General features: G+C 57.0%; 17 protein-coding genes. 4 read left to right on the top strand and 13 right to left on the bottom strand.

Translation table 11 applies throughout. The features are described from left to right. Nucleotides 1–36 precede the first annotated feature (36 nt). From WMO45_RS00710 to leuC, 8 genes are all read right to left on the bottom strand, one after another. A complete protein-coding gene (locus WMO45_RS00710) occupies nt 37–1,926 on the bottom strand; it encodes an ABC transporter ATP-binding protein (RefSeq protein ID WP_349138709.1) in 1,890 nt (629 codons plus the stop codon). Then, the gene (locus tag WMO45_RS00705; protein WP_349138708.1) at nt 1,919–3,658 is read right to left on the bottom strand and encodes an ABC transporter ATP-binding protein; all 1,740 of its coding nucleotides are present in this window, start codon (nt 3,656–3,658) and stop codon (nt 1,919–1,921) included. Before WMO45_RS00705 ends, WMO45_RS00710 begins: the two co-directional genes overlap by 8 nt. A 62-nt stretch (nt 3,659–3,720) precedes the next feature. After that, the gene (locus tag WMO45_RS00700) at nt 3,721–4,155 is read right to left on the bottom strand and encodes a MarR family winged helix-turn-helix transcriptional regulator (RefSeq protein ID WP_349138707.1); all 435 of its coding nucleotides are present in this window, start codon (nt 4,153–4,155) and stop codon (nt 3,721–3,723) included. 154 nt (nt 4,156–4,309) lie between these two features. Further along, nucleotides 4,310–5,443 (bottom strand): hypothetical protein, encoded by a 1,134-nt coding sequence (locus tag WMO45_RS00695; RefSeq protein ID WP_349138706.1) that lies wholly within the window; start codon nt 5,441–5,443, stop codon nt 4,310–4,312. Beyond that, nucleotides 5,440–6,072: a redox-sensing transcriptional repressor Rex gene (locus WMO45_RS00690; protein WP_349139323.1), complete on the bottom strand. Its 633-nt coding sequence runs from the start codon at nt 6,070–6,072 to the stop codon at nt 5,440–5,442. Before WMO45_RS00690 ends, WMO45_RS00695 begins: the two co-directional genes overlap by 4 nt. 137 nt (nt 6,073–6,209) lie before the next feature. Further along, nucleotides 6,210–7,286, bottom strand: coding sequence for a 3-isopropylmalate dehydrogenase (gene leuB / locus WMO45_RS00685; protein ID WP_349138705.1), 1,077 nt, complete (start codon nt 7,284–7,286; stop codon nt 6,210–6,212). Next, entirely contained in the window at nt 7,283–7,768 is a 486-nt protein-coding gene (locus WMO45_RS00680) for a 3-isopropylmalate dehydratase small subunit (protein WP_349138703.1), read from the bottom strand. The genes leuB and WMO45_RS00680 overlap by 4 nt, the downstream gene beginning before the upstream one ends. A gap of 14 nt (nt 7,769–7,782) precedes the next feature. Next, nucleotides 7,783–9,042 carry a 3-isopropylmalate dehydratase large subunit gene (leuC, locus tag WMO45_RS00675; RefSeq protein WP_349138701.1) on the bottom strand — a complete coding sequence of 420 codons (1,260 nt, stop codon included), beginning with the start codon at nt 9,040–9,042 and terminating at the stop codon, nt 7,783–7,785. A 99-nt stretch (nt 9,043–9,141) separates the two neighbouring features. Here leuC and WMO45_RS00670 point away from each other — a divergent pair, with 99 nt between their 5' ends. The 4 genes from WMO45_RS00670 (at nt 9,142) to WMO45_RS00655 (ending at nt 14,384) form a co-directional block, all read left to right on the top strand. Next, on the top strand, nt 9,142–9,765 hold the full coding sequence (locus WMO45_RS00670; protein WP_349138700.1) for a Crp/Fnr family transcriptional regulator: 624 nt from the start codon (nt 9,142–9,144) through the stop codon (nt 9,763–9,765). 114 nt (nt 9,766–9,879) lie between these two features. After that, nucleotides 9,880–10,581 (top strand): ABC transporter ATP-binding protein, encoded by a 702-nt coding sequence (locus WMO45_RS00665; RefSeq protein WP_349138699.1) that lies wholly within the window; start codon nt 9,880–9,882, stop codon nt 10,579–10,581. Between the two features lie 3 nt (nt 10,582–10,584). Then, entirely contained in the window at nt 10,585–12,897 is a 2,313-nt protein-coding gene (locus tag WMO45_RS00660; RefSeq protein ID WP_349138697.1) for an ABC transporter permease, read from the top strand. A 20-nt stretch (nt 12,898–12,917) separates the two neighbouring features. After that, complete coding sequence (locus WMO45_RS00655) at nt 12,918–14,384, top strand: efflux RND transporter periplasmic adaptor subunit (protein WP_349138696.1); 1,467 nt, start codon at nt 12,918–12,920, stop codon at nt 14,382–14,384. A 62-nt stretch (nt 14,385–14,446) separates the two neighbouring features. On the opposite strand, the gene WMO45_RS00650 is transcribed toward WMO45_RS00655, so the two are convergent. Genes WMO45_RS00650 through WMO45_RS00630 form a run of 5 tightly spaced genes read right to left on the bottom strand, consistent with a single transcriptional unit; the run spans nt 14,447 to nt 22,714 of the window. Next, nucleotides 14,447–18,586 carry a PolC-type DNA polymerase III gene (locus WMO45_RS00650; RefSeq protein WP_349138695.1) on the bottom strand — a complete coding sequence of 1,380 codons (4,140 nt, stop codon included), beginning with the start codon at nt 18,584–18,586 and terminating at the stop codon, nt 14,447–14,449. A gap of 22 nt (nt 18,587–18,608) precedes the next feature. Further along, nucleotides 18,609–19,646 carry a flavodoxin-dependent (E)-4-hydroxy-3-methylbut-2-enyl-diphosphate synthase gene (gene ispG, locus WMO45_RS00645; protein WP_349138694.1) on the bottom strand — a complete coding sequence of 346 codons (1,038 nt, stop codon included), beginning with the start codon at nt 19,644–19,646 and terminating at the stop codon, nt 18,609–18,611. Nucleotides 19,647–19,659: 13 nt separating this feature from the next. Beyond that, nucleotides 19,660–20,733 carry a M50 family metallopeptidase gene (locus tag WMO45_RS00640; protein WP_349138693.1) on the bottom strand — a complete coding sequence of 358 codons (1,074 nt, stop codon included), beginning with the start codon at nt 20,731–20,733 and terminating at the stop codon, nt 19,660–19,662. 12 nt (nt 20,734–20,745) lie between these two features. Beyond that, a complete protein-coding gene (locus tag WMO45_RS00635) occupies nt 20,746–21,885 on the bottom strand; it encodes a 1-deoxy-D-xylulose-5-phosphate reductoisomerase (protein WP_349138692.1) in 1,140 nt (379 codons plus the stop codon). A 1-nt stretch (nt 21,886) separates the two neighbouring features. Continuing rightward, nucleotides 21,887–22,714 carry a phosphatidate cytidylyltransferase gene (locus tag WMO45_RS00630; RefSeq protein WP_349138691.1) on the bottom strand — a complete coding sequence of 276 codons (828 nt, stop codon included), beginning with the start codon at nt 22,712–22,714 and terminating at the stop codon, nt 21,887–21,889.

Genomic DNA, 22,714 nt, shown 5'->3' with positions numbered 1-22,714 from the left:
GGAGCCGGTATGGGTGCGTGGATAAAACGGATTTTTTTACTCCAGTTCAAAGGCACCGGTATACAGTTGATAGTACAACCCGTGCTGGGAGATCAGATCCTCATGGCTGCCCCGCTCCACAATGCGGCCGTGGTCCAGAACCATGATGGCATCAGAGTTGCGCACGGTAGAAAGCCGGTGGGCAATGACGAATACGGTGCGCCCGCACATCAGGGCATCCATACCTTGCTGCACAATGGCCTCGGTCCGGGTATCAATGGAGGAAGTAGCCTCGTCCAGAATCATCACCGGTGGATCGGCCACAGCCGCACGGGCAATGGCGATAAGCTGGCGCTGGCCCTGGGACAGGTTGGCGCCGTTGCCGGTGAGCATGGTATCGTAGCCCTGAGGCAGACGGCGGATGAAATCGTCGGCGTTGGCCAGCACAGCAGCAGCCTCTACCTCTTCATCAGTGGCATCCAGATTGCCGTAACGGATGTTCTCCCGGACGGTACCGGTAAAGAGGTTGGTATCCTGAAGCACAATGCCAAGAGAGCGTCGCAGATCCGGCTTGTGGATATCGTTGATGGAAATGCCGTCGTAGTGAATCTTACCATCGGCGATATCATAGAAGCGGTTGATAAGATTGGTGATGGTGGTCTTTCCTGCACCGGTAGCTCCTACGAAAGCCAGCTTCTGGCCCGGTTTGGCAAACAAGGTGATATCATGGAGGATGGTCTTACCCTCCTCGTAGGCAAAGTCCACATCATCAAAACGCACATCGCCGGTCAGGCGGACATAGGCAAAGCTGCCGTCCTCCTGAGGCACTTTCCAAGCCCAGATATTGGTGCGCTGGCTGCTCTCCAACAGATTGCCGTCCTTATCAAAGGATACGTTCACCAGCGTCACTTTACCATGGTCTTCCTCCGGGGGCTCATCCATCAGATCAAAAATACGCTGGGCACCGGCCAGGGCCATAACAACAGAGTTAAGTTGCTGAGAGATTTGGCTGATGGGGTTGGACAGGCTCTTGGACAGCTGAAGGAAGGTTGCGATGACGCCCAGGGTGATGCCAGGCCCCACACCGCTGAGTGCAAGGGCACCGCCAGCCATGGCAATGATCACATACTGGATGTTGCCAATATTGATCAGAATGGGCATAAGAATATTGGCATATTTATTGGCCTTATCGGCGCTCTCAAACAAAGCGTCGTTTACACGGTCAAATCCCTCCTGTGCCTCTTGCTCATGGCAGAAGACTTTGACCACCTTCTGGCCGTTGATCATCTCCTCGATATAGCCGTTCAGGTCACCCAGTTTTACCTGCTGACGGACAAAGTAACGACCACTGCGCCCGGCCAGGAACCGGGTAACACACAGCATAACAATGATGCACAGGATGACCACACCAGTGAGCAGCAGGTCCGTGGTCAGCATGCCGATGAAGGCCACCACGATCATCATCAGAGAGTTGATTACCTGTGGGATACTCTGAGAGAACATCTGACGCAGGGTATCCACATCGTTGGTATACACGCTCATCACGTCGCCGTGGGCATGGGTATCAAAATACTTGATCGGCAGTGACTGCATGTGGCCAAACAAATCATCACGGATTTTCTTCTGTACACCCTGGGAAATGGTCACCATCAGGCGGTTATAGGCCAGAGCACACAAGGCACCAGTAAGGTACAGACAGCCCATCATGATCAAAGCATGAAGCAGCCCGTCAAATACCGGATTGTCCATGGCCATTAGAGGCGTGATGTAGTCGTCGATCAGAGAACCCAGGAACAGGGATCCGGAAACGGAGGCAATGGCACTTACCAGAATGCACAGCAGCACCAGAATAAAGCGAATACCATAGCCCCGGCCTACATAACTCATCAGCCTGCGCACGGTATGGGTCTTTTTCACCGTCTTCTTGTCTGTTGGCATCTTATTCATCGTCGCTTCCTCCCTTCGTCTGGGACTCATAAATCTCACGGTAAATATCACAGCTCTGGAGCAATTCCTCGTGAGTACCCATGGCAGCAATCTTTCCGCCATCCATCACCAGTATCTTGTCCGCATCCTCAATCGAGGAAATGCGCTGAGCAATAATAAATTTGGTGGTCTCCGGAATTTCCTCCCGGAAGGCCTTACGGATCAGGGCATCAGTCTTGGTGTCCACTGCGGAGGTAGAATCGTCCAGGATCAGGATCTTGGGCTTCTTCAGCAAGGCCCGGGCAATACACAGGCGCTGCTTCTGGCCGCCAGATACGTTGGAACCGCCCTGCTCAATGTAGGTATCATATTTGTCGGGGAACTCCTGGATGAAGGGATCGGCCTGAGCCAACTTGCACACCCGGATCATTTCCTCATCGGTGGCTTCCTTGTTGCCCCAGCGCAGATTCTCCTTAATGGTTCCGGAAAACAGCACATTCTTCTGCAAAACCATAGCCACCTGCTCCCGCAGGGCTTCCATATCATAGTCCCGCACGTCTACGCCACCTACCAGCACACGCCCTTCAGTGGCATCGTACAGACGCGGAATCAGCTGGACAAGGGTGGTCTTGGAGGTACCGGTACCACCCAGGATGCCTACGGTCTCGCCGGATTTGATGGTGAGATTCACATCCTTCAGGCATTCCTTCTCCGGGTCTTTGGCATAGCTGAAGCTAACGTTCTCAAAAACAACGGAGCCGTCCTTCATCTCCAGTACCGGGTTGGGTCCGTTTTTCAGATCGCTCTCCTCATTGAGCAGTTCTTTGATTCGCTCGGCAGAAGCCCGGGCCAGGATGATCTGCACCAGTACCATGGAACACATCATCAGACTCATCAGAATCATCATGATGTAGCTGAACATGCTGGTCAACTGACCGGTGGTCAGGTCGCCACCCACTACCAGGTTCGCACCAATCCAGGAGACAGTCAGCATGCAGGCATAGACGCACACCTGCATTAAGGGCATGTTAAAGGCAATAATTTTCTCCGCTTTGGAGAAATCCTTATAGATCTCATTGGAAACCTTTCCGAATTTCTCCTTCTCATAGTCCTCACGGACAAAGGACTTGACAACCCGGATACCCAGTAGGTTCTCCTGCACCACATTGTTCAGCCAGTCGTACTTTTTGAACACCCGTTCAAAAAGAGGGTGAGCCGATTTCATGATAATCAGAATACCCACGGCCAGAACGGGCACTACCACCAGGAAGATAAGTGCCAGCTTGGGATTAATCGTATAGGTCAAGCCCCAGGCGCAGATGAGCATGATGGGGCAGCGCACCGCAATACGAATGATCATCATAAATGCCATCTGTACATTGGTCACATCGGTGGTCAGACGGGTAATAATACCGCCGGTGGAAAATTTATCAATGTTGGAAAAGGAAAATTTCTGAACATTCCGGTACATCTCACGGCGCAGATTGCGGGAAAATCCGGTAGATGCCCGGGCGGCAAACCGGCCCGACAGGGCCCCCAGCAGCAGCGCAATCAAGGCCATGGCCACCACTGTGGCACCGTATTGCAGAATATGAGACATGCTGCCTGCCTTGACGCCCTCATCCAACAATTTGCCGGTCATCATGGGGATGAGTACATCAAACGCCACTTCACCAATAACGAAGATAGGCGTCAAAATCGTATCTCGTTTGAATTCTTGGATACAACTGGTCAGTCCCCTTTTTTTCTTCATACAGTTCCCTCCTAAAATTCAGAATAGATAGAAAATAAGAAGCCGTTCCCCACAGGGACGGCTCACATGAGGTTGCCCTTTAATTTCTCCACAGTTGCCATAAACTGATCCACTTCCGATTGGGTCAGCCCTCGGGTCAACACCTCTTCTATTTTCTGGATGCGTGCCTCAATCTGTTGGTGGAGTGCTTCTGCTTTTGCGGTCGGTATAACCCGCTTGAGCCTGGCATCCCGGGTTACGGAGCATCGAACAATAAATCCTTCTTCTTCCATCCGCTTCAATACCCGCGAAGCCGTGGAACGGCGGATATAAAAGGCCTCTTCAATGTCTTTTTGACAAATCTCCTGGTCCTTGTTCCGACAGAGAAATTCCAACAATTTCCCTTGCATCTCCGTAAACTCATCGTACTCCGGCTGTGCAGTCAACTCCAGTACCTTACGCCGCAACAGATTGGATAATGCCTTAATTTCATATCCAACGTGGCGCCTCTGGCACATTTAATCTCTCCTTTCTTTCTGTACTCTTTATTTTAGTTGCATTGCTAACAGTTGTCAATATACAACTACACCAAAAAAGGTCCCGAACAGATTTTCTATTTTCAGCATAGAGAAAGTCCCAGCCGCCGGAAGGCGGCTGGGACTTTCTTTAGTTTCACTGGATACGTGATACAGTAACGGCACTCATCACAGCCTGAGCAGATGCCTTGTCCAAGCCACCTGCTGCCACTTGATCCAGGAGCGTTCCACTGCCACTTTTAAGGGGAGCGGACAGAGCAAAGTACGACAGGTAAGCCACCTGTGCCCGCAGGAAAGTGTCTTCCTCCAGCATGGCCTGTTCTGCTTCATTGAACACCCCAAACTGTACGCTCTTCTCCACGGCGTTGTCCCAGGAGAAATCGGGCGATGTGCCGCTGTCGCTATATCCCAGCGCCCGCAGCAGGAAGGTCACATACTCCCCCGCTGAGATCTCTGTATTCGGTCCAAAATACATTTGACCCGCTGCACTGGTACCCACACCCTTGGTGTAGCCCTTGGAGTAGGCATAGGCCACATAGCGGTCACACCAGTCCGGCGTATCTACAAACGGATTGGCTGCTGTGCTGGAGAGGGCAGCCTGCTCCTCCCCGATCAGGCGCAGAAACATCACCAGTCCTACACTGCGGGTGGGCGGGATTTCCAGATCATATCCCTTTCCGTATGCCGTTCCGGTTCCGCGGAACAGGCCCATGGCGCTGAGTGCGTCTGCCAGGGCATTGTAGTCCACACCGGAACCGGACAGGATCGTATAGGCTCCCTCTACACTTACCACCGCTGTATCTGAGGTAACCAGCAGCGTCACAGGCTCCCCCTCTCCCGCCAGGCAGCGATGACGGGCTGTCAATGCCGTACCATTGGAAACCTGTTGTCCCGCTGTCACATCCACTCCGGCCCCGCTGGAAAGCACAGCACTCCCCGCCAGGGTCATGGCCCCTGAGCCAGTGCTCAGACCAATCACATCACCTTTTTTAACCCGCAGATCCGTCATACTCTGCGCATATTCCAGCGTGCTGCCAGCCTGCACCAGATAGCCGCACTGCTCTACATTGAGTGCATCCAACGCTTCCTGATAACTCTGTCCGGTCTGCTGCTCTACCCGCTGCTCTGCCTGCTGCTGTACAGCGGGCAAATAAGTGTCATTTAAATAGCTTCGGGAAATCAGTGACTCCTCCACACTTCCGGATGCATATACCGCCACCGTACTCCCCAGGATCAATGCCGCTAGAAGGGCGGCCGCTGCTTTTTTCATGGCTCCTCCGATATCATGTAGCTCAGTGCCAAAAGGCTGTCTGCAAAATGCACATCCTCTACTACTAGGCCAGGTGCTTTGACATTAAGTTCAATATTGGTAAAATTCCATAGCCCTCTTACCCCGGCTCCTACCAGACGTTCGGCAATGCGGGGCGCCGCACTGCCCGGCACGGTAAGCACCCCAATGCTGGCCGGATGCAAACTCAAATATTCCTCCAGCTGATCGGCATGGTAAACCTGTACACCGGAAAGCTCCCGCCCCACGATGCTGCGGTCAATGTCAAACGCGGCCGCCAGAATCACGCCGGAGCGCTCAAAATGAAAATTCTCGATCAGTGCCCGACCCAAGTTGCCCGCCCCAAGCACCACGGCGGTATGGCCCCGGTTCATCCCCAGAATATCGGACACCTCGCTGCGCAAGCTCTCCACATTGTAACCATACCCCTGCTGTCCAAACTCGCCAAAGCAGGAGAGATCCTGCCGGATCTGCGAGGCCGTCAATCCCATAGACTTTCCGAGGGCATTGGAAGAGATACGCTCCACTCCCGCCCGATACAGATCATTCAAATGCCGGTAATACCGCGGCAGGCGACGGATCACCGCGGTGGATACCTTCTGCTTCCTCATCAATTCATCACACTCGTTCCAGAGCACGTTGTTTTTCTGTCTCATCAGTTTACTCGAAAGTTACTTTGATGTCAACGACTGAGGACAAAATCAACAGGGGCGGCCCGAATGCCGCCCCTGTTTTATAAGTGAATGATTCAAATATTTCGGCAGATCAGATCACCCATCTGCCGGGTCCCGATGGGAGCTACCCCGGGCTCGGCGATGTCAGCTGTACGCCAACCGTCAGCCAATACTGCATCCACCGCACGCTCCACTGCGTTGGCCTCGGCTGCCAGGTGGAACGAGTAGCGGAACATCATAGCCACCGAAAGGATGGTAGCAATGGGATTGGCCTTATCCTGTCCGGCGATATCGGGTGCAGAACCGTGGATAGGCTCATAGAGACCGGGAGCGCTGTCCCCAATGGAGGCAGAGGGCAACAGGCCGATGGAACCGGTAACCATGCTGGCCTCATCGGAGAGGATATCGCCGAACATGTTCTCTGTGACCACCACATCAAACTGCCCGGGATCGCGGACCAACTGCATGGCACAATTGTCCACCAGCACGTCCTCATACTGTACGTCGGGATACTCCTCCGCCAAGCGATGCATCACACTGCGCCACAGGCGGGAAGTCTCCAACACATTGGCTTTGTCTACGCTGGAAACCTTTCTCCGGCGCAGCCGGGCCAGCTCAAAGGCCCGCCGGCCGATACGCTCGATCTCCTTCTCAGAGTAAGCCATTCGGTCTGCAGCTTCCATACCCCGATCCTGGGTCTCATATTTCTCGCGCTGGCCGAAATAAATGCCGCCGGTAAGTTCCCGCACCATCATCAAATCAATGCCCTTTTCCGCCGTCTCCTTCTTCAGAGGGCAGGCATCTGCCATGGCCGGCCGAAGCGTGGCCGGACGCAGGTTGGCATACAGCCCCAGGTCCTTACGGATGGCCAGCAGGGCAGTCTCGGGCCGCTGCTCAGCGGGCTTGTCTGCACCCCACTTGGGCCCGCCTACGGCACCCAGCAACACCGCGTCACAGGCCTTGCACTTCTCCGCCGTACCGTCCGGATAGCTCTTCCCTACCGCGTCGGTAGCACAGCCGCCCAGCAGCACTTCTTCATAAGTAAAGGTATGGCCGAATTTTTTGCCCACGGCCTCCAGGACCTTGACAGCCTCTCCCACAACCTCGGGGCCAATGCCGTCCCCCCGGATAAGTGCGATTTTATAATTCATTTCGCCACACCTCGCGCTTTCAGAGAATTGAGCAGTCCCCCAGCCTCGATGATCCGCTCCACAAACGCCGGGAAGGGCGCCGCCTGCCACGTCTTACCCTGCGTCTCATCGGTAATGGTGCCGGTGGCAAAGTCTACACTCACGGTATCCCCCGCCTGGATCTCAGCGGCGGCCTCGGGGCTCTCCAGGATAGGCAGCCCGATGTTGATGGCGTTGCGGTAGAAAATACGGGCAAAGGAGGGGGCGATGACGCACTTAACTCCGCAGGCCTTGATAGCCAAAGGAGCATGCTCCCGGGAGGAACCGCAGCCAAAGTTGGCCCCTGCCACAATGATGTCGCCCTGCTCCACACTGGAGGCAAAAGAGGCATCGATGTCCTCCATACAGTGGGAGGCCAGGGACTTCTCGTCGGGGGCATTGAGGTACCGTGCGGGGATGATCACGTCGGTATCTACGTTGTCGCCATATTTATAAACTTTCATGCCTAAAACCTCCCTTACAGCTTCCGGGGATCGGCCACGCAGCCCGCCACGGCGGATGCGGCGGCCACTGCCGGGTTGGCTAGGATGATCTCGGAAGACACAGGTCCCATGCGGCCCACAAAGTTGCGGTTGGTGGTGGAGATGGCCCGCTCATGGTCGGACAAAACCCCCATATGCCCGCCCAGACAGGGGCCGCAGGTGGGGGTGGACACCGCGCAGCCGGCCTCGATAAAGGTCTGAATCAGACCCTCTGCCATGGCGTCCAGGGTGATCTGCTGGGTAGCAGGAATGACGATGCAGCGCACGCCGTCAGCCACCTTCCGGCCCTTGAGCACTGCGGCAGCCTGCCGCAGATCGTCCAGGCGGCCGTTGGTGCACGACCCGATGACCACCTGATCGATGTGCATCCCCTCCACCTGGTCAATAGTGCGGGTGTTGGAGGGCAAATGGGGCAGGGCTACCGTGGGTTGGAGCGTATTGAGATCAATGACCACTTCCCGCTCGTACTCGGCGTCCGGATCGGCCTCTACCGCCTGCCAGGGACGGTTTACACGGCCGGCCAGATAGGCCCGGGTCTTGTCATCCACCGGGAAGATGCCGTTCTTCGCGCCCGCCTCAATGGCCATATTGGCAATGGTGAATCGGTCGTCCATAGACAGCTCTCCCACGCCCTCTCCGGCAAACTCCAGGGATTTATACAGTGCCCCATCCACTCCGATGGTACCAATCAGGTGGAGGATCACATCCTTGCCGGTTACACAGGGCTGCAGCTTGCCCGTCAGAGTGACCTTGATCGCCGCAGGTACCTTGAACCAGGCAAGGCCGGTGGCCATACCGGCCGCCATATCGGTGGAACCGACGCCGGTAGAGAACATTCCCACCGCGCCATATGTACAGGTATGGGAGTCAGCACCGATCATGCACTCACCGGGGGCGGTGAGCCCCTGCTCAGGCAGCAGGGCATGCTCTACCCCCATACAGCCCACGTCATAAAAGTGGGTGATGGAAAAACGCTTGGCAAATGCCCGGGCTTGAGCGCACAGCTGGGCGGATTTGATGTCTTTACAAGGGGTGGAGTGGTCCAGCACCAGAGCGATCTTATCCTTGTCAAATACCTGAGTCAGCCCCGCCTTGTCAAATTCCGTAATGGCCACCGGGGCAGTAATATCGTTTCCAAGCACCAGATCCAGCTTTGCCTCCACCAGCTGGCCCGGGACCACGTGGTCCAGACCCGCGTGTCTGGCCAGGATCTTTTGCGTCATGGTCATTCCCATGGTTGGGTGCCTCCTTTGATGATTGTTGCATTCAGCATACCACGCCCCCTTGTCAAAAGAATGTAAAGCGTGTTACAATTATTGCAGGAGGTGAGCGCCATGCTGCGCAATATCTGGACCCCTCTGGCCGATGGCCAGCCCACTCAACGCAAGGAACCAGGCCAGCTCATCTATCTGCAGGACACCAAGGCCGAGTGCTTTTATTATATTGTATCTGGCACAGTCAAGTGCTTTATCAGTTCCCCCGATGGAGAAGAGCGCATTCTCACCCTCCCCCACGCCGGGGAGCTTATTGGGGAAGCTGCCTTTTTCGACCAGCAGCCCCGGGTCTCTTCCGCGGTTGCAGTAACCCGTTGTGAATTGGTATCGGTGGACCGGCGGCGGCTGGAACAGGTGTTTTCGGCCTATCCCGGACTGGCCATCGCCATGCTGGAGGACCTGGCCCGCCGGGTGCGTCTGCTCTCCGGTCACGTAGACAGCGACTTCCTTCCGGCGGATAAACGGATTGCCCGGCATTTGCTGTCCATCATTCCGGAGGAGGATGGACGGTTACGGTGTACCCATGAGGAAATCGGCGCCTCGGTAGGTGTCAGTCGGGTAACCGTCAGCCGGGTTTTGGGCGAATTTGACCGCCGTGGTTGGGTGGAAACCGGCTATAAGACCCTGAAGCTGCTGGATCGGGAGGCTCTGGCTGAGTTTTTGTCCACCGAGGAAGCACTCTGATTTCTCCAGAATTTACAATGTATTCTTGCCTTATTCACAACTTGGCGCTATGATGGAAGAAAACAAACCGGCGCACGAATATCCGCGTATACCGCCGAACGGAAGGTGGAAGCGATGGCAGGCATTCAGCTGGAACATGTGACACGGGAGTACCTGATGGGTAAAACAGTCATCCGCGCGGTGGATGACATCAGTTTCTCTGTCCCTGAGGGAAAGTATACCATCATACTTGGCGCCAGCGGCGCAGGTAAGTCTACCGTGCTCAACATTCTGGGGGGGATGGACTCTCCCACCTCCGGCTTAGTGCGGGTCAACGACAAGGAGATCTCCGGTTTCAATAAAAAGCAGCTGACCGGCTATCGCCGGGAAAGCATCGGCTTTGTATTTCAGTTTTATAACCTGATGCCCAACCTGACCGTGCTGGAAAATGTGGAACTGGCCAGCCAGATCTGCCGCAACCCGCTGGACGCCCGTCATGTATTGGAGATGGTGGGACTAGGGGAACGGCTGAACAATTTCCCCGCTCAGTGTTCCGGCGGCGAACAGCAGCGGGGCGCCATTGCCCGCGCCCTGGCAAAAAATCCCGATGTACTGCTCTGCGATGAGCCCACCGGCGCACTGGACTACCAGACCGGCAAGGCTATTCTGGCTCTGCTCTACGACCTGTGCAAGCAGAGCAAAAAAACGGTGGTTGTGGTCACCCACAACGGCGCGCTGGCCCCAACCGCCGACGTACTTATCCGCATGAAGAGCGGAAAGATCGAATCCTTTGAGGAAAACCCCTGTCCCGTCCCGGTCCAAGAGCTGGAGTGGTAGCGTATGATCTGGAAAAATTTCTTTCGGGATCTGCGCCACACGGCCTCCCGCCTGATCTCGGTGAGCATCATTACCATGATCGCTGTACTGGTCTACACCGGTCTGAGCGGGATCCTGTCCAACACTGAGCGCATCTCCCAGGATTATTTCGACAATCAGAATGTAGCAGACTACTGGATCACAGGCGTAAATCTGGACGACGGTGACTGTCGGACCCTGGCGACGCTGGACGCCGTCACTGGAGTACAGGGACGCGTCCAATTGGACGCAGAGGACCGCTATGACAGCAACCGGACCCTGACCCTTTACGGCGTGTCTGGTGAGTTTGCCATCAACACGCCCTACCTGGTGGAGGGCTCCCTCCCTTCTTCCAACCGTGAGATTTTGCTCAGCGATGTCTACGCCAGAAGTTTGGGACTGGAAGTAGGCGACTGGTATGAGCTGACCATTACCGGCAGCGGCATACATCTGCGTCTGCAGATCTCCGGCCTGGCCAAGGACCCGGAATGCCTCTACCATGTCAACGCTACCATCCCCGCTCCCGACCTGACACTCTATGGCTTTGCCTACGTCCGGCAGGAAACCGTACAGGACCTGCTGGGTGCTAACCACTACAATCAAATCTGCATCACTACCGATCCAACCTGCTCCGCTTCCGACCTGCGCCGGGAGATCGATACCCTGCTTGGGGATAAGGTACTTAATATTCTGGCCCTGGAAGACAACACCCAGGCCTACTCCATGATGGAGACCAAAGAGAATATCGCACCTATCCTCACCATCTTCCCCGTACTGTTTTTCCTGTGCGCGGTATTGATGATGGTGAGCACTATGAACCGCCTGGTGGAGAGCTCCCGCTCGGACATCGGCACGTTCAAGGCTCTGGGCTACTCGGACCGTACCATCCTCTTCTACTACCTGCTCCACGCCCTGCTGGTAGTTGCGGTTGGTTTCCCAGTTGGCGCCTATTTGGGCAAGTACATTTCCGCACTCATCGTCCGTACCATTGCCACAGGCTGCGATATGCCCCCTTATACCATTGTACATGACTATGCGTCCTGGTGGCAGTCCCTGGCCCTGACCGCCCTGTGCTGCATCGGCAGTGCCTGGCTGGTGTGTCGCTCCCTGCTGAAAGAGACACCCGCCCAGTGCATGCGCCCCAAACCGCCCAAAAACGCCCGCGCGATCCTGCTGGAACGCGTTCCTTTCCTTTGGCGCAGGTTAAGCTTTAATCAGAAATACATCATCCGAAACACCCTGCGCAACAAAGTGCGTATGGCTACCTGTATTTTTGGTATCGCTTTCTGTATGGCCCTGGTCTTTTTGGCGTTCGCCATCAAGGATTCCATGGACCACTATACTACCGCATTGGCGGAACACCAGAACAACTATGACCTCATGGTGGATTTCAGTACCTCGGTTACCCAGGGGCAATACGACCGCATTGCTCACGACACAAGCGTCACAGCCGCTGAACTGGAAATGACCACCGCCTGCTGGATCTATTCGGAGCAGCAGGCCTCCACCGCCTCTCTTACCGTGGCAGAAGACCAAGTTTCACTAAAATTATACGACCCCTACGCCTCCAAGGGACAAACTCTGCCTGCCGATGGGATCATTTTGGAAAAGAGCCTGGCCGATGAACTGGAGGTATCGGAAGGCGACACGGTATCCCTCCGTTTCTCTGGAGACAGTCGTTTTTACTCCGTCCGGGTAGCACAGGTCAACCGGTGCGTCAGCGGCATCTATGCCGGTCGTACCTTCTGGCGTTCGCTGGGGCTCGGCTACACACCCACGGCGGCCTATCTCACCACCAGCAACCCATCACAAGTGACTGCCCAATTGGATCATTACGACTTTATCGATGGCTGGCAGACCCGCGAAACCATTACCTCCGCGGTGATGGACCGGATGACCAGCACCTCCATGGTGGTCTATGTGCTGATCCTCTTTGGCGGTGGACTGGCCTGCATCGTAATCTACAATCTGGGAATCATGAGTTTCTTTGAGCAGGTACGCAGCCTGGCCACACTGATGGTACTGGGCTTTTACCACAAGGAGATCAAGCGCCTGCAGCTGAGTGAAAACTTGATTTTTGCCGCTCTGGGCATCCTGCTGGGGATCCCGCTGGGCGTATTCCTCAACCGGATGATCTTAAACGCTATCACCACCATGCCGCTGGAGGAGGCCACGCGGCCGTTTTCAGTGGCCCTTTCCTGCGCGATCACGATGTTGTTCGCGCTGGCCGTCAATGTGGTGATTGGTCGGAAGATGAAGGGTATCGATATGCTGGGTGCTCTGAAGAGCGTGGAATAACGAAAGAGGTGGCGTGAACGATGAGATGGAACCAAAGGGTACGCTCTGCCGCTGCGCTGGCCTGTGTGGCCGGGCTTTTCTCCCTCAGCGGCTGTACGGGGTCGGATCAGGAAGAACTGGTAACCGTCACCCCTACTACGGACACGGTGATCGAAGATACCGTGGAGGACACGGGCACGGTGGCCTACCGGGACAACTATTCTATCAGTCCATCGGTCAGCGGCAGGATTCTCTCCTGTACCATTGAGGAAGGAGATACCGTGGCCGAAGGAGACGTGCTGTACACCATCGACTCCAGTGACCTGGAGGATCAGATTACCCAGGCTCAGCTCTCCCTCTCCAATGCCCGCGCCAGCTATGATCAGGCCGTCGCCGCCTGCGAGGATCTGACCGTATACGCAAGCGCTTCTGGCACCGTTACCACTACTTATGTCCACATAGGTGATTATGTTAATATCGGTACTCCCATTGCCGATCTGGTGGACAGCCAGAATCTGGAGCTAACCGTTCCCTTTGCTACAGAGGACGCCGCGGCCCTCTCCCCCGGCACTTCTGCCGTCATCTCCTTTCCCTCTCAAGCTGGCACCGTCACTGGTTCCGTCAAACGAATCTATGATACTCCCAGTGTTCTCTCCGGTGGCCGGGAGGGGATGTATGTTGTCATCTCCTTCCAAAATCCCGGTGCAATCCAGGCAGGCGCCACCGCTACTGCTACAGTCGGTACCCATGCATGCATGGAGGCCGGAACAGTCGCTTACGGGACACAGCAGTCCATCTACGCGACCCAGTCCGGCCAAGTGCTGACTCTGTCCATCCAAGCCGGCACCTCCGTTACTGCTGGTCAGACGGTGATGACCATCGAAAACGCCAGTCTGACCAACGCAGTTACCAATGCTGCCCTGTCTGTACAATCCGCCTCCGTCAATCTCTCCCAGCTGGAGGCCAAGCGACCTGATTATTCCGTCACCGCCCCGGCCAGCGGCACCATCATCAGCCGCACGGCGAAAACCGGAGATTTTGCCTCCGCCGCTGTCGCACTGGCTACCCTGGCCCAGCCGGACACGCTCTGCGTCCAGGTGGACGTAGACGAACAATCCATTGATCGCATTCAGCCCGGTCAGAGTGCCCGAGTCTCCTTTACCACCGACGACGGACAATCCAGGACCTACGAGGGCACCGTCAACCGGGTGGATGACACCGGCGTCACCTCCGGCGGCGTCACCGACTATACGGTGGAGCTGCTTCTGGACAGCACCGACGGACTCCGGGCCGGAATGAACGTCTCCGCCACTATTGTTACCCAAAGTCAGCTTTTCCAGCTGTGTATTCCCTCTTCTGCCGTGACAGACGGTTCGGTGCACATACTGCGGGACGGCAAGGAGGAAACCGTTGCCGTGGAAACCGGTCTCACTTTGGGAGGATACACTGAGATCCTCGGGGGACTAAGTGCCGAGGACACGGTAATCCTCTCCGGTACGGCAAGCTGATCCAGAAACAAACGCCCCCGTTTCGGCATAGAGAGCCGAAACGGGGGCGTTTTCCTACTCACTCAAAATCCGTCAAACAACGTAATCTGGCTGGTATCCGGCATACCATCCAGAGCGCCGGCGGCCTTAAGCTGCTCAATATGGGTCTTGGATACCTTGGGACAGGCCGCGGAGAATTCCTCAATGGAGATAAACTGCTTGCCCTTACGCTGCTCCATGATGGAGTAGGCCGCCGTCTCCCCCAAGCCGGGGATGGAGGCAAAGGGGGGCAGCAGGGTTCCCTTCTCCTCGTCCATCAGGAAGTTGACCGCATGGGAGCGATAGAGATCCACATGCTCAAACGTAAACCCACGGAGATAGAATTCATAGACCACCTCCAGGGTGACCAGCATATCCTCTTCCACGGCGGAGGGGTTCTCCTTCTCCCGGATCTCCTTCATCTTGGCCTTACACACATCCATACCCCAGCACATGCACGTGGCGTCAAAGGCCTTGGCCCGGATGGAAAAGTAGGCCGCGTAAAAGGCCAGCGGCCGATGGACCTTGAACCAGGCAATGCGGAAAGCCATCATGACGTAGGCCACGGCGTGGGCTTTGGGGAAAAGATACTTGATCTTCTTGCACGAGCCGATGTACCACTCGGGCACACCCGCAGCCTTCATCTCCTCCTCCGCTCCCTCGGGCAGGCCCCGGCCCTTACGGACCGACTCCATGATCTTGAAGGAGCGCTTTTCCGGCATCCCGCAGGCGATGAGGAAGAGCATAATATCGTCGCGGCAGCCGATGGCCTGCCCGACGGGAACTCCCTGATCCACGATCAGGTCCCGGGCGTTGCCCAGCCACACGTCGGTGCCGTGGGAGAAACCGGACAGCCGTACCAGAATATCAAATTCGGTGGGCTGAGTGTCCATCAGCATGCCCCGGACAAAAGAAGTACCAAATTCCGGAATGGCCACGGCCCCGGTGGGACCCAGGATGGGGTCATCCACAAAACCGAGCGCCTCGGAGGAGGTGAAAATGCTCATGGTACCCGGGTCATCCAGGGGGATGTCGGTGCGGGCATTCACCCCCGTCAAGTCCTCCAGCATGCGGATCATGGTAGGATCATCGTGCCCCAGCATGTCCAGCTTCAGCAGGTTGGACTCCATGGAGTGATATTCGAAGTGGGTGGTAACGATATCCGTATTGGGGTCGTCAGCGGGGTGCTGCACGGGGCAGAAATCGTAGATCTCCCGGTTCTGTGGGATGACCACCATGCCGCCGGGGTGCTGGCCGGTGGTGCGTTTGACCCCGGTGCAGCCCTGCGCCAGACGGTTTTCCTCGGCCCGGGTGGCATGTACACCCCGCTCGTCCAGATACTTCTTCACATAGCCGAAGGCGGTCTTTTCCGCCACGGTACCAATGGTACCCGCCCGGAACACGTGGGTCTGTCCAAACAGCTCAAAGGTGTAGCGGTGGGCGTTGGCCTGATACTCGCCGGAGAAGTTCAGGTCGATATCAGGCACCTTGTCACCGCCGAAGCCCAGGAAGGTCTCAAAGGGGATGTTGAAGCCGTCCTTGGCATAAGGCGTTCCGCATACGGGGCACACTGCATCCGGCATATCCGCGCCGCAACCCGCCCCCAGCTCCTTGGCGATCTCAAAGTCGGAGTGTTTGCACTTGGGGCAGCGGTAATGGGGCGGCAGGGAGTTAACCTCCGTAATACCCGACATGAAAGCCACCAGCGACGAGCCCACCGAACCACGGGAGCCCACCAGATAGCCGTGGGCCAGAGAGTCCTGTACCAGCTTCTGGGCCGACATGTAGATGACGTCGTAGTGCCGCAGCAGGATGTCGCCCAACTCAGCGTTGATGCGGTCAGAGACGATCTGAGGTACCTCTTCCCCGTAAAGGTCTTTTGCTTTCTCCCATACCAGGCGGCTAAGTTCTTCCGCCGAATTCTCGATCTTGGGGGCAAACAGTCCCTTGGGCAGGGGCACCACGTCCTCACACCAGTCGGCCACCAGATTGGTGTTACGCACCACCACCTCGTAGGCCTTCTCCTTCCCCAGGTAGGCAAACTCCTCCAACATCTCATTGGTGGTCTTAAAGTAGATGGGCAGCGGAGCATCGGCGTCCTCAAATCCCTTGGAGGCCAGCAGGACATGGCGGTAGATCTCATCCTCCGGGTCCAGGAAGTGCACATCGCCAGTGGCACACACCGGCTTATCCAATACCCTGCCCAGCTCCACAATGGTGCGGTTGAAGTCCTTGAGCTCTTCCTGGCTCTGGACAATGCCCTTACGCAGCATGAAGGCGTTGTTGCACAGCGGCTGGATCTCCAGGAAATCATACCAGGAGGCGATGCGTTTGAGCTCTTCAAACTCCTTGCGCTTGACCACTGCATCAAAAAGCTCTCCCGCCTCGCAGGCCGAGCCGATGATCAGCCCCTCCCGGTGCTGGTTGATAAGGCTCTTGGGCATGATGGGGTAACGCTTGAAGTGCTCCAGATGGGCATAGGAGATGAGCTTGTACAGATTGCGCAAGCCAAGCTGGTTCTTGGCCAAAACGATCAGGTGCTTGGGTTGGCGCCTGGCCTTACCGCCGGTGCGCAGCCGGGTCATGGCCGGGTTGATCTGCTGGAGGGTATGTACCCCCTTGTCCCGCAGCATCTCAAAGAAGGGGATCAGCATATAGCCCACCGTGGCTGCGTCGTCATAGGCCCGGTGGTGGTTGAAGGCAGGCAGGTTCAAGTGCCCGGCCACAATGTCCAGCTTGTACTTGCCCAGCTCGGGCAGCAGGTTCTGAGCCAGGATGAGGGTATCCAGCGAGGTCTGGGTAAAGGGGCGGCCCATCCGGCGGCATGCCTCGGAGATAAAGCCGATGTCAAATTCCGCGTTGTGTGCAGCCAGAGGCCGGTCCCCCACAAAGTCCAGAAAGGCGTTTACTGCCTCGGCCTGAGAAGGGGCGCCCCGGAGCATCTCGTCGGTAATGCCGGTGAGCTCCGTGATCTCCCGGGTCAGCGGCCGGCCGGGGTCGGCAAAAGTGGAGAACTGCTCGGCAATCTCTCCCCCCCGCAGCACCACAGCGCCGATCTCTGTGATCGCGTCTCGCCGCTTGTCCAGACCAGTGGTCTCAATGTCAAAGCAGACGATCTCATCGGCCAGATCTTGCTCCCGGTCCCCGTGGATGACCACTCGGTCGTCCACATCGTTGATGAAGTAGGCCTCCACGCCATAGAGAATCTTGATGTTCTTAGCCGAGTGCCAGGCATCTGGGAAGGCCTGGGCCACCCCGTGGTCGGTAATGGCGATGGCGCGGTGGCCCCAGGCCTCCGCCCGCTTGACCACGTTTTTATCCGGCCCCGCCTTGGGGCTGACCTGCGTCAGAGCATCCATGGAGGACATGGTGGTGTGCAGGTGCAGTTCCACCCGCTTCTCCGGCGCGTCGTCGGTCTTCATGGTCTTGCTGCTCTCCATGACGGCATAGGGCTCCAGCACCATGTCGCCGGTAAAGCGATCGATGTTGAGCTTTCCCTGGAGAAGTAGGTGCTGACCCTTCTTTACCCCGTCCACGATGGCCTTGCCCTCGTCCCCGGGGAAGAACTTGGACACCCGCACTGAGCCGGTGTAATCGGTCACGTCAAAGCAGACCACCCAGGCCCCACGCTTTTTCAGCTCCCGGTGGTCCACCGCAAATACATCGCCCTCCACAATGACGGTGCCCATGTCCAGTTCCAGCGTCCGCATGGGGATGGGCTCCTTGCGGATCTCATGGCGGCCATAGATCAGCTTGCCCTTGCCGCCTCCCTTACTCCCCTTCTTCTCCGAAGGCCGGGGGGCTTTCAGCCCCGCCAGCGCCTTACGCCGGATCTCCTCCGTGCGGCGGAACGCCGCCATGGCATCCTCCTCCGCAGGCAGCGGCGCAGGGGGCGGAGACGCCTCCTCTTCTGTGGGGGCTGGCGGCGTAGGCGTTCCCGGCAGGCCCGCCAGGTCCAGCTCCACCCGCTCTACACGGTAGGCCAGGGCCAGGCTGCGCTCGATCTGCCGCTTCACATCCTCAGCGGGACAGCTGGCACACTCCACCTCGGCCCGGATGGAACGGGCACTTTTGTCGATCACTGCCCGGGTCACCAGGTAGCCCTCCGTCAGAGACGCCAGCTCCCCGGCGGGGTGCCAGGCCGAAAACAGTCTTAAAAAGGGTATCTTTTGTGCTTGCGGCATAGTTGAAACGCTCCTAAATCACTTACAATTGCTCGATCATGGCGAATAGCTCGTCCACTAGGCAGTCCTGAGGGACCTTCTTAACGATCTCCCCCTTGCGGAAAAGCAGTCCCTCGCCGTTGCCACCGGCGATGCCCACATCGGCGGCAGAGGCCTCTCCTGGTCCGTTCACCGCACACCCCATCACCGCCACGGTAATGGGCTTGTCTACCTTCTTGAGCCGCTCCTCCACCTCACTTGCCAGCGAAATAAGGTCGATGCGGGTGCGCCCACAGGTAGGACAGGAGATCAGATCGGGGCCGTCCCGGCGCAGGCCGGCGGCTTTCAGAATATCCCTGGCCGCCAGCACCTCCTCTACCGGGTCGGCGGAGAGAGACACCCGCATGGTATCCCCAATGCCCAGGGCCAGCAGGCCGCCAATACCGATGGCCGATTTTAGTGTTCCCATGCGCACGGTGCCGGTCTCAGTCACTCCAAGATGTAAAGGATAATTACTTTTCTCACTCATCAGGCGATAGGCCGCCATAGTAACCGGTACGCTGGAGGATTTGAGCGAGACGCAGATATCGTCAAAATCATACTTCTCCAGCAGCCGGATATGTCCAAATGCCGATTCTACCAGGGCTTCCGGCGTCACGCCGCCGTACTTGGCCAGCAGCGGCTTCTCCAGTGAGCCGCCGTTGACTCCGATACGAATGGGAAGTCCTTTTGCTTTACACGCTTGGGCCACTGCTTTGACCCGATCTTCCCCACCGATGTTGCCGGGATTGATGCGCACCGCGTCGCATCCGGCCGCCACACACTCCAGGGCCAGCTTATAGTCAAAGTGGATATCCACCACCAGCGGGATGGAGATCTGTTCCCGGATGGCGCCTACCGCCCTGGCCGCCACCAGGTCGGGTACCGCCACCCGGATGATCTGACACCCGGCGGTCTGGAGCCGCTTGATCTGCTCCACCGTAGCCGACACGTCGTCGGTACGGGTGTTGGTCATAGACTGGATGCTCACAGGCGCACCGCCGCCCACGGGTACGCTGCCCACGTTGATCTGTTTGGTCATAGTCTCTTCCTCCTTACAGGAGCTTGGTCACGTCGCTGATCGCCACCACGACCATCAGCGCGATCAGGCAGAAAAAGCCGATCATATTGACGTAACCCAGATATTTCTGATCCATACGTTTTCCGCGAAGCAACCGGTAGATCCCCCCTACAAAGAGGAAAAGGATCTGTCCTCCGTCCAGCGCCGGGATGGGCAGCAGGTTCATCACTGCCAGGTTGATGGCAATAAGGGCCACAAAGTCCAAAATGTTCACCATACCGCCGAACAGCCCGGCAGCCTCTACTCCCTGCTGTCCCTTCTCCCCAGCGATGGCCAAAATACCGATCGGGCCGGACATGTCCTGGATCCCTACCGCGCCGGTCACCAGATCACCCAGACTCATCCATACCATGCGCACATAGTCAATGGCCTGGTACCAGACATTTCGGATCGTGGCCAACGGCCCGGTTTCACGAACCTCTCCCACTGTGATGCCGCGTTTGAGCACCTGTTGACCATTTTCCTCTACCTGAATACGGTAGGGCAGGTGGAGCGTGCCCAGGTCAACCCGCTCCCCGTCCCGTAATACCTCGATGGCCACATCCTCCCCAGCCCGACTGAGAAAAAGGATGGCATCATTACGGAAGTAGATCCGGTGTCCATCGATGCGATAGAACTCATCCCCGGGCAGCAGTCCCTGCTCGGCGATATCCTCCGCTCCGGAGAGGAACTCCCCCACCACCGGCATAGAAGGGCTACCTGCCACGCTGAACAGAATCAGGATGAGCAGCAGCCCCGCCACAAAATTCATAAACGCGCCGGCCACCAGGATAATAAATTTCTTCCAGGCCGGCTTATTATGAAAGGAACGCGGGTCGTCGGAGTTCTCATCCTCTCCCTCCATAGCGCAGAAACCGCCTACAGGAAAGGCTCGAAGAGAATATGTGGTCTCCCCCCGCGTCCGGGACAGCAGCTGTGGCCCCATGCCGATGGCAAATTCGTTCACACGCACTCCCAGAAGCTTGGCAGCAATAAAATGACCGAACTCATGTACTGCAATGAGCAGCCCAAAAAGCACAATGGTAATGACAATGAACAAAATGGTCATAGGCACCTCAAATCAACATGTAGCTGCTTCCCGGGCGGCCGCATCGGCCGCCAATACATCTTCCAAGGTAGGATCGTACACCACCGGAACTTGGTCCAACGCCCGAGCCACTCGCTCGGCTATGGCCCCGAAGGATATCTTCTCCTCCAGGAACAACCCTACCGCTGCCTCATTGGCACCGTTGAGCACCGCTGTGGCCGTCCCACCCGTACGGGCAGCAGAGAGGGCCAGTTTCAGACAGGGGAATGCCTCATAGTCCGGGGCATGGAAGGTCAAAGGCGGACAGGTCAACAAATCCAAAGGCTCTGCCACTGCCGGAGTACGGGCGGGCCAGGTCAGGGCATACTGGATGGGCAGGCGCATATCGGGTACCCCCAACTGCGCCAGCACTGCATGATCACAGTATTCCACCAGGGAGTGAACTATACTCTCCCGGTGAATTACGATGGAAATTTTCTCCGGAGGCATATGGTAAAGCCGCATCGCCTCAATAAACTCCAGACCTTTGTTCATCAGAGTGGCCGAGTCAATGGTGATCTTCGCTCCCATGGACCAGTTGGGGTGCTTTAGGGCCTGAGCCTTGGTGACATTGGCCAGCGCCTGCTTCTCCCAGCCGAAGAAAGGCCCGCCTGAGGCGGTCAGGATCAGGCGCTTGACCTCCCCGCGATCTTTGCAGCCCTGAAGGCACTGGAACAGGGCCGAGTGCTCCGAATCCACAGGTACGACCTCGGCCCCATAGCGCTGGGCTGCGTCCATGACCAATTCCCCGGCGCACACCAGCGTCTCCTTATTGGCCAGGGCGATCCGTTTCCCCTCCCGAATAGCAGCCAATGTCGGCCGCAGGCCTACCATGCCCACCACTGCTGTCAATACGGTATCCGCCGCAGGCAGGCTGGCCGCTTCAATAAGGCCGTCCATCCCAGCGGACACCCGGATTCCGGTGTCCGCCAGCCGCAAGCGCAGTTCTGCTGCGGCGGCCTCATCCATCAGTACGGCAAGCTCTGGCTGGAAGCGACGACACTGTTCTTCTATCAGATCCACATTCCGGTTGGCGGTCAGAGCCGCCACCTGCATGCCGCAGGCGGCAATCACCTCCAGTGATTGCCGCCCAATGGATCCAGTAGACCCTAACAGGGAAATACATCTGCTCATATTACGATACCCCCACAGCGGGCAGGAAATGGAGCAGCAATTCAATCAGCGGGGCACAGAAAATTACGCTGTCAAACCGGTCCAGCACACCGCCATGCCCGGGAAAGATATTACCGAAATCCTTCAGCCCATATTCCCGCTTGATATAGGAAAACGAAAGGTCACCCAGCTGAGAAACCAGACTGCCCAACGCGCCGTAAATGCCCAGGTAGAAATACTGCACCTCAAAATGGAATACAAACTGGAGCAGCACACCGTACAGTACCGTGCATACCACCGCACCTACAAGGCCCCCCACAGCACCCTCTACCGTCTTTTTGGGTGAAAGCTCCGGGGCCAGTTTGTGCCGTCCAAACGCCATACCAGCAAACAGGGCAAAGGCATCGCTGATGAAGGCCACCACCAGCGGCAACACGATCACAGGTTCCCACACTTCCATCTGGCGGATGCGCAGGAAGGTAGACAGGAAAAAGGGGATGACAAGCGTGAGGAAAAAAGCCCCTCCCATTTTCTCCAGCGTGATACGTTTATGGCTGGCAATTGCTTCAGCAAACAGGAGCAGCACATAGACAAACATCCCACACAACGCCGCCAGGGCAGATGCGTCATAATAAATCCAGAAGGGAATCAGTCCGGCCAATATGATGGAATAACCGGAGATACGCGCATGCTTCAAAAATCCCGTGGACCACAGTACCTCGTGTACCGCGATCATGGACAAAGCTGCTATCAGCAGACACAGCGCCCACGGATAGGCAGGTGACACACCGTAAAACAATACCAGCAGCAGCGGAATGAAGATCACCGCTACCATGACTCGTTTTCCCAC

It is taken from the genome of Flavonifractor hominis, from assembly GCF_040095835.1.
GTDB classification, from domain to species: Bacteria; Bacillota; Clostridia; order Oscillospirales; family Oscillospiraceae; genus Flavonifractor; species Flavonifractor hominis.
This window is presented reverse-complemented; position numbering and strand designations above follow the sequence as displayed.

Coding starts and splice junctions, on each gene's coding strand:
- WMO45_RS00705 (WP_349138708.1), bottom strand. CDS start 3,658: ATGAAGAAAAAAAGGGGACTGACCAGTTGTATCCAAGAATTCAAACGA.
- WMO45_RS00635 (WP_349138692.1), bottom strand. CDS start 21,885: ATGAGCAGATGTATTTCCCTGTTAGGGTCTACTGGATCCATTGGGCGG.
- WMO45_RS00690 (WP_349139323.1), bottom strand. CDS start 6,072: ATGAGGAAGCAGAAGGTATCCACCGCGGTGATCCGTCGCCTGCCGCGG.
- WMO45_RS00680 (WP_349138703.1), bottom strand. CDS start 7,768: ATGAAAGTTTATAAATATGGCGACAACGTAGATACCGACGTGATCATC.
- ispG (WP_349138694.1), bottom strand. CDS start 19,646: ATGACCAAACAGATCAACGTGGGCAGCGTACCCGTGGGCGGCGGTGCG.
- WMO45_RS00695 (WP_349138706.1), bottom strand. CDS start 5,443: ATGAAAAAAGCAGCGGCCGCCCTTCTAGCGGCATTGATCCTGGGGAGT.
- WMO45_RS00710 (WP_349138709.1), bottom strand. CDS start 1,926: ATGAATAAGATGCCAACAGACAAGAAGACGGTGAAAAAGACCCATACC.
- WMO45_RS00665 (WP_349138699.1), top strand. CDS start 9,880: ATGGCAGGCATTCAGCTGGAACATGTGACACGGGAGTACCTGATGGGT.
- WMO45_RS00650 (WP_349138695.1), bottom strand. CDS start 18,586: ATGCCGCAAGCACAAAAGATACCCTTTTTAAGACTGTTTTCGGCCTGG.
- WMO45_RS00640 (WP_349138693.1), bottom strand. CDS start 20,733: ATGACCATTTTGTTCATTGTCATTACCATTGTGCTTTTTGGGCTGCTC.
- WMO45_RS00700 (WP_349138707.1), bottom strand. CDS start 4,155: ATGTGCCAGAGGCGCCACGTTGGATATGAAATTAAGGCATTATCCAAT.
- WMO45_RS00655 (WP_349138696.1), top strand. CDS start 12,918: ATGAGATGGAACCAAAGGGTACGCTCTGCCGCTGCGCTGGCCTGTGTG.
- WMO45_RS00660 (WP_349138697.1), top strand. CDS start 10,585: ATGATCTGGAAAAATTTCTTTCGGGATCTGCGCCACACGGCCTCCCGC.
- leuB (WP_349138705.1), bottom strand. CDS start 7,286: ATGAATTATAAAATCGCACTTATCCGGGGGGACGGCATTGGCCCCGAG.
- WMO45_RS00670 (WP_349138700.1), top strand. CDS start 9,142: ATGCTGCGCAATATCTGGACCCCTCTGGCCGATGGCCAGCCCACTCAA.
- leuC (WP_349138701.1), bottom strand. CDS start 9,042: ATGGGAATGACCATGACGCAAAAGATCCTGGCCAGACACGCGGGTCTG.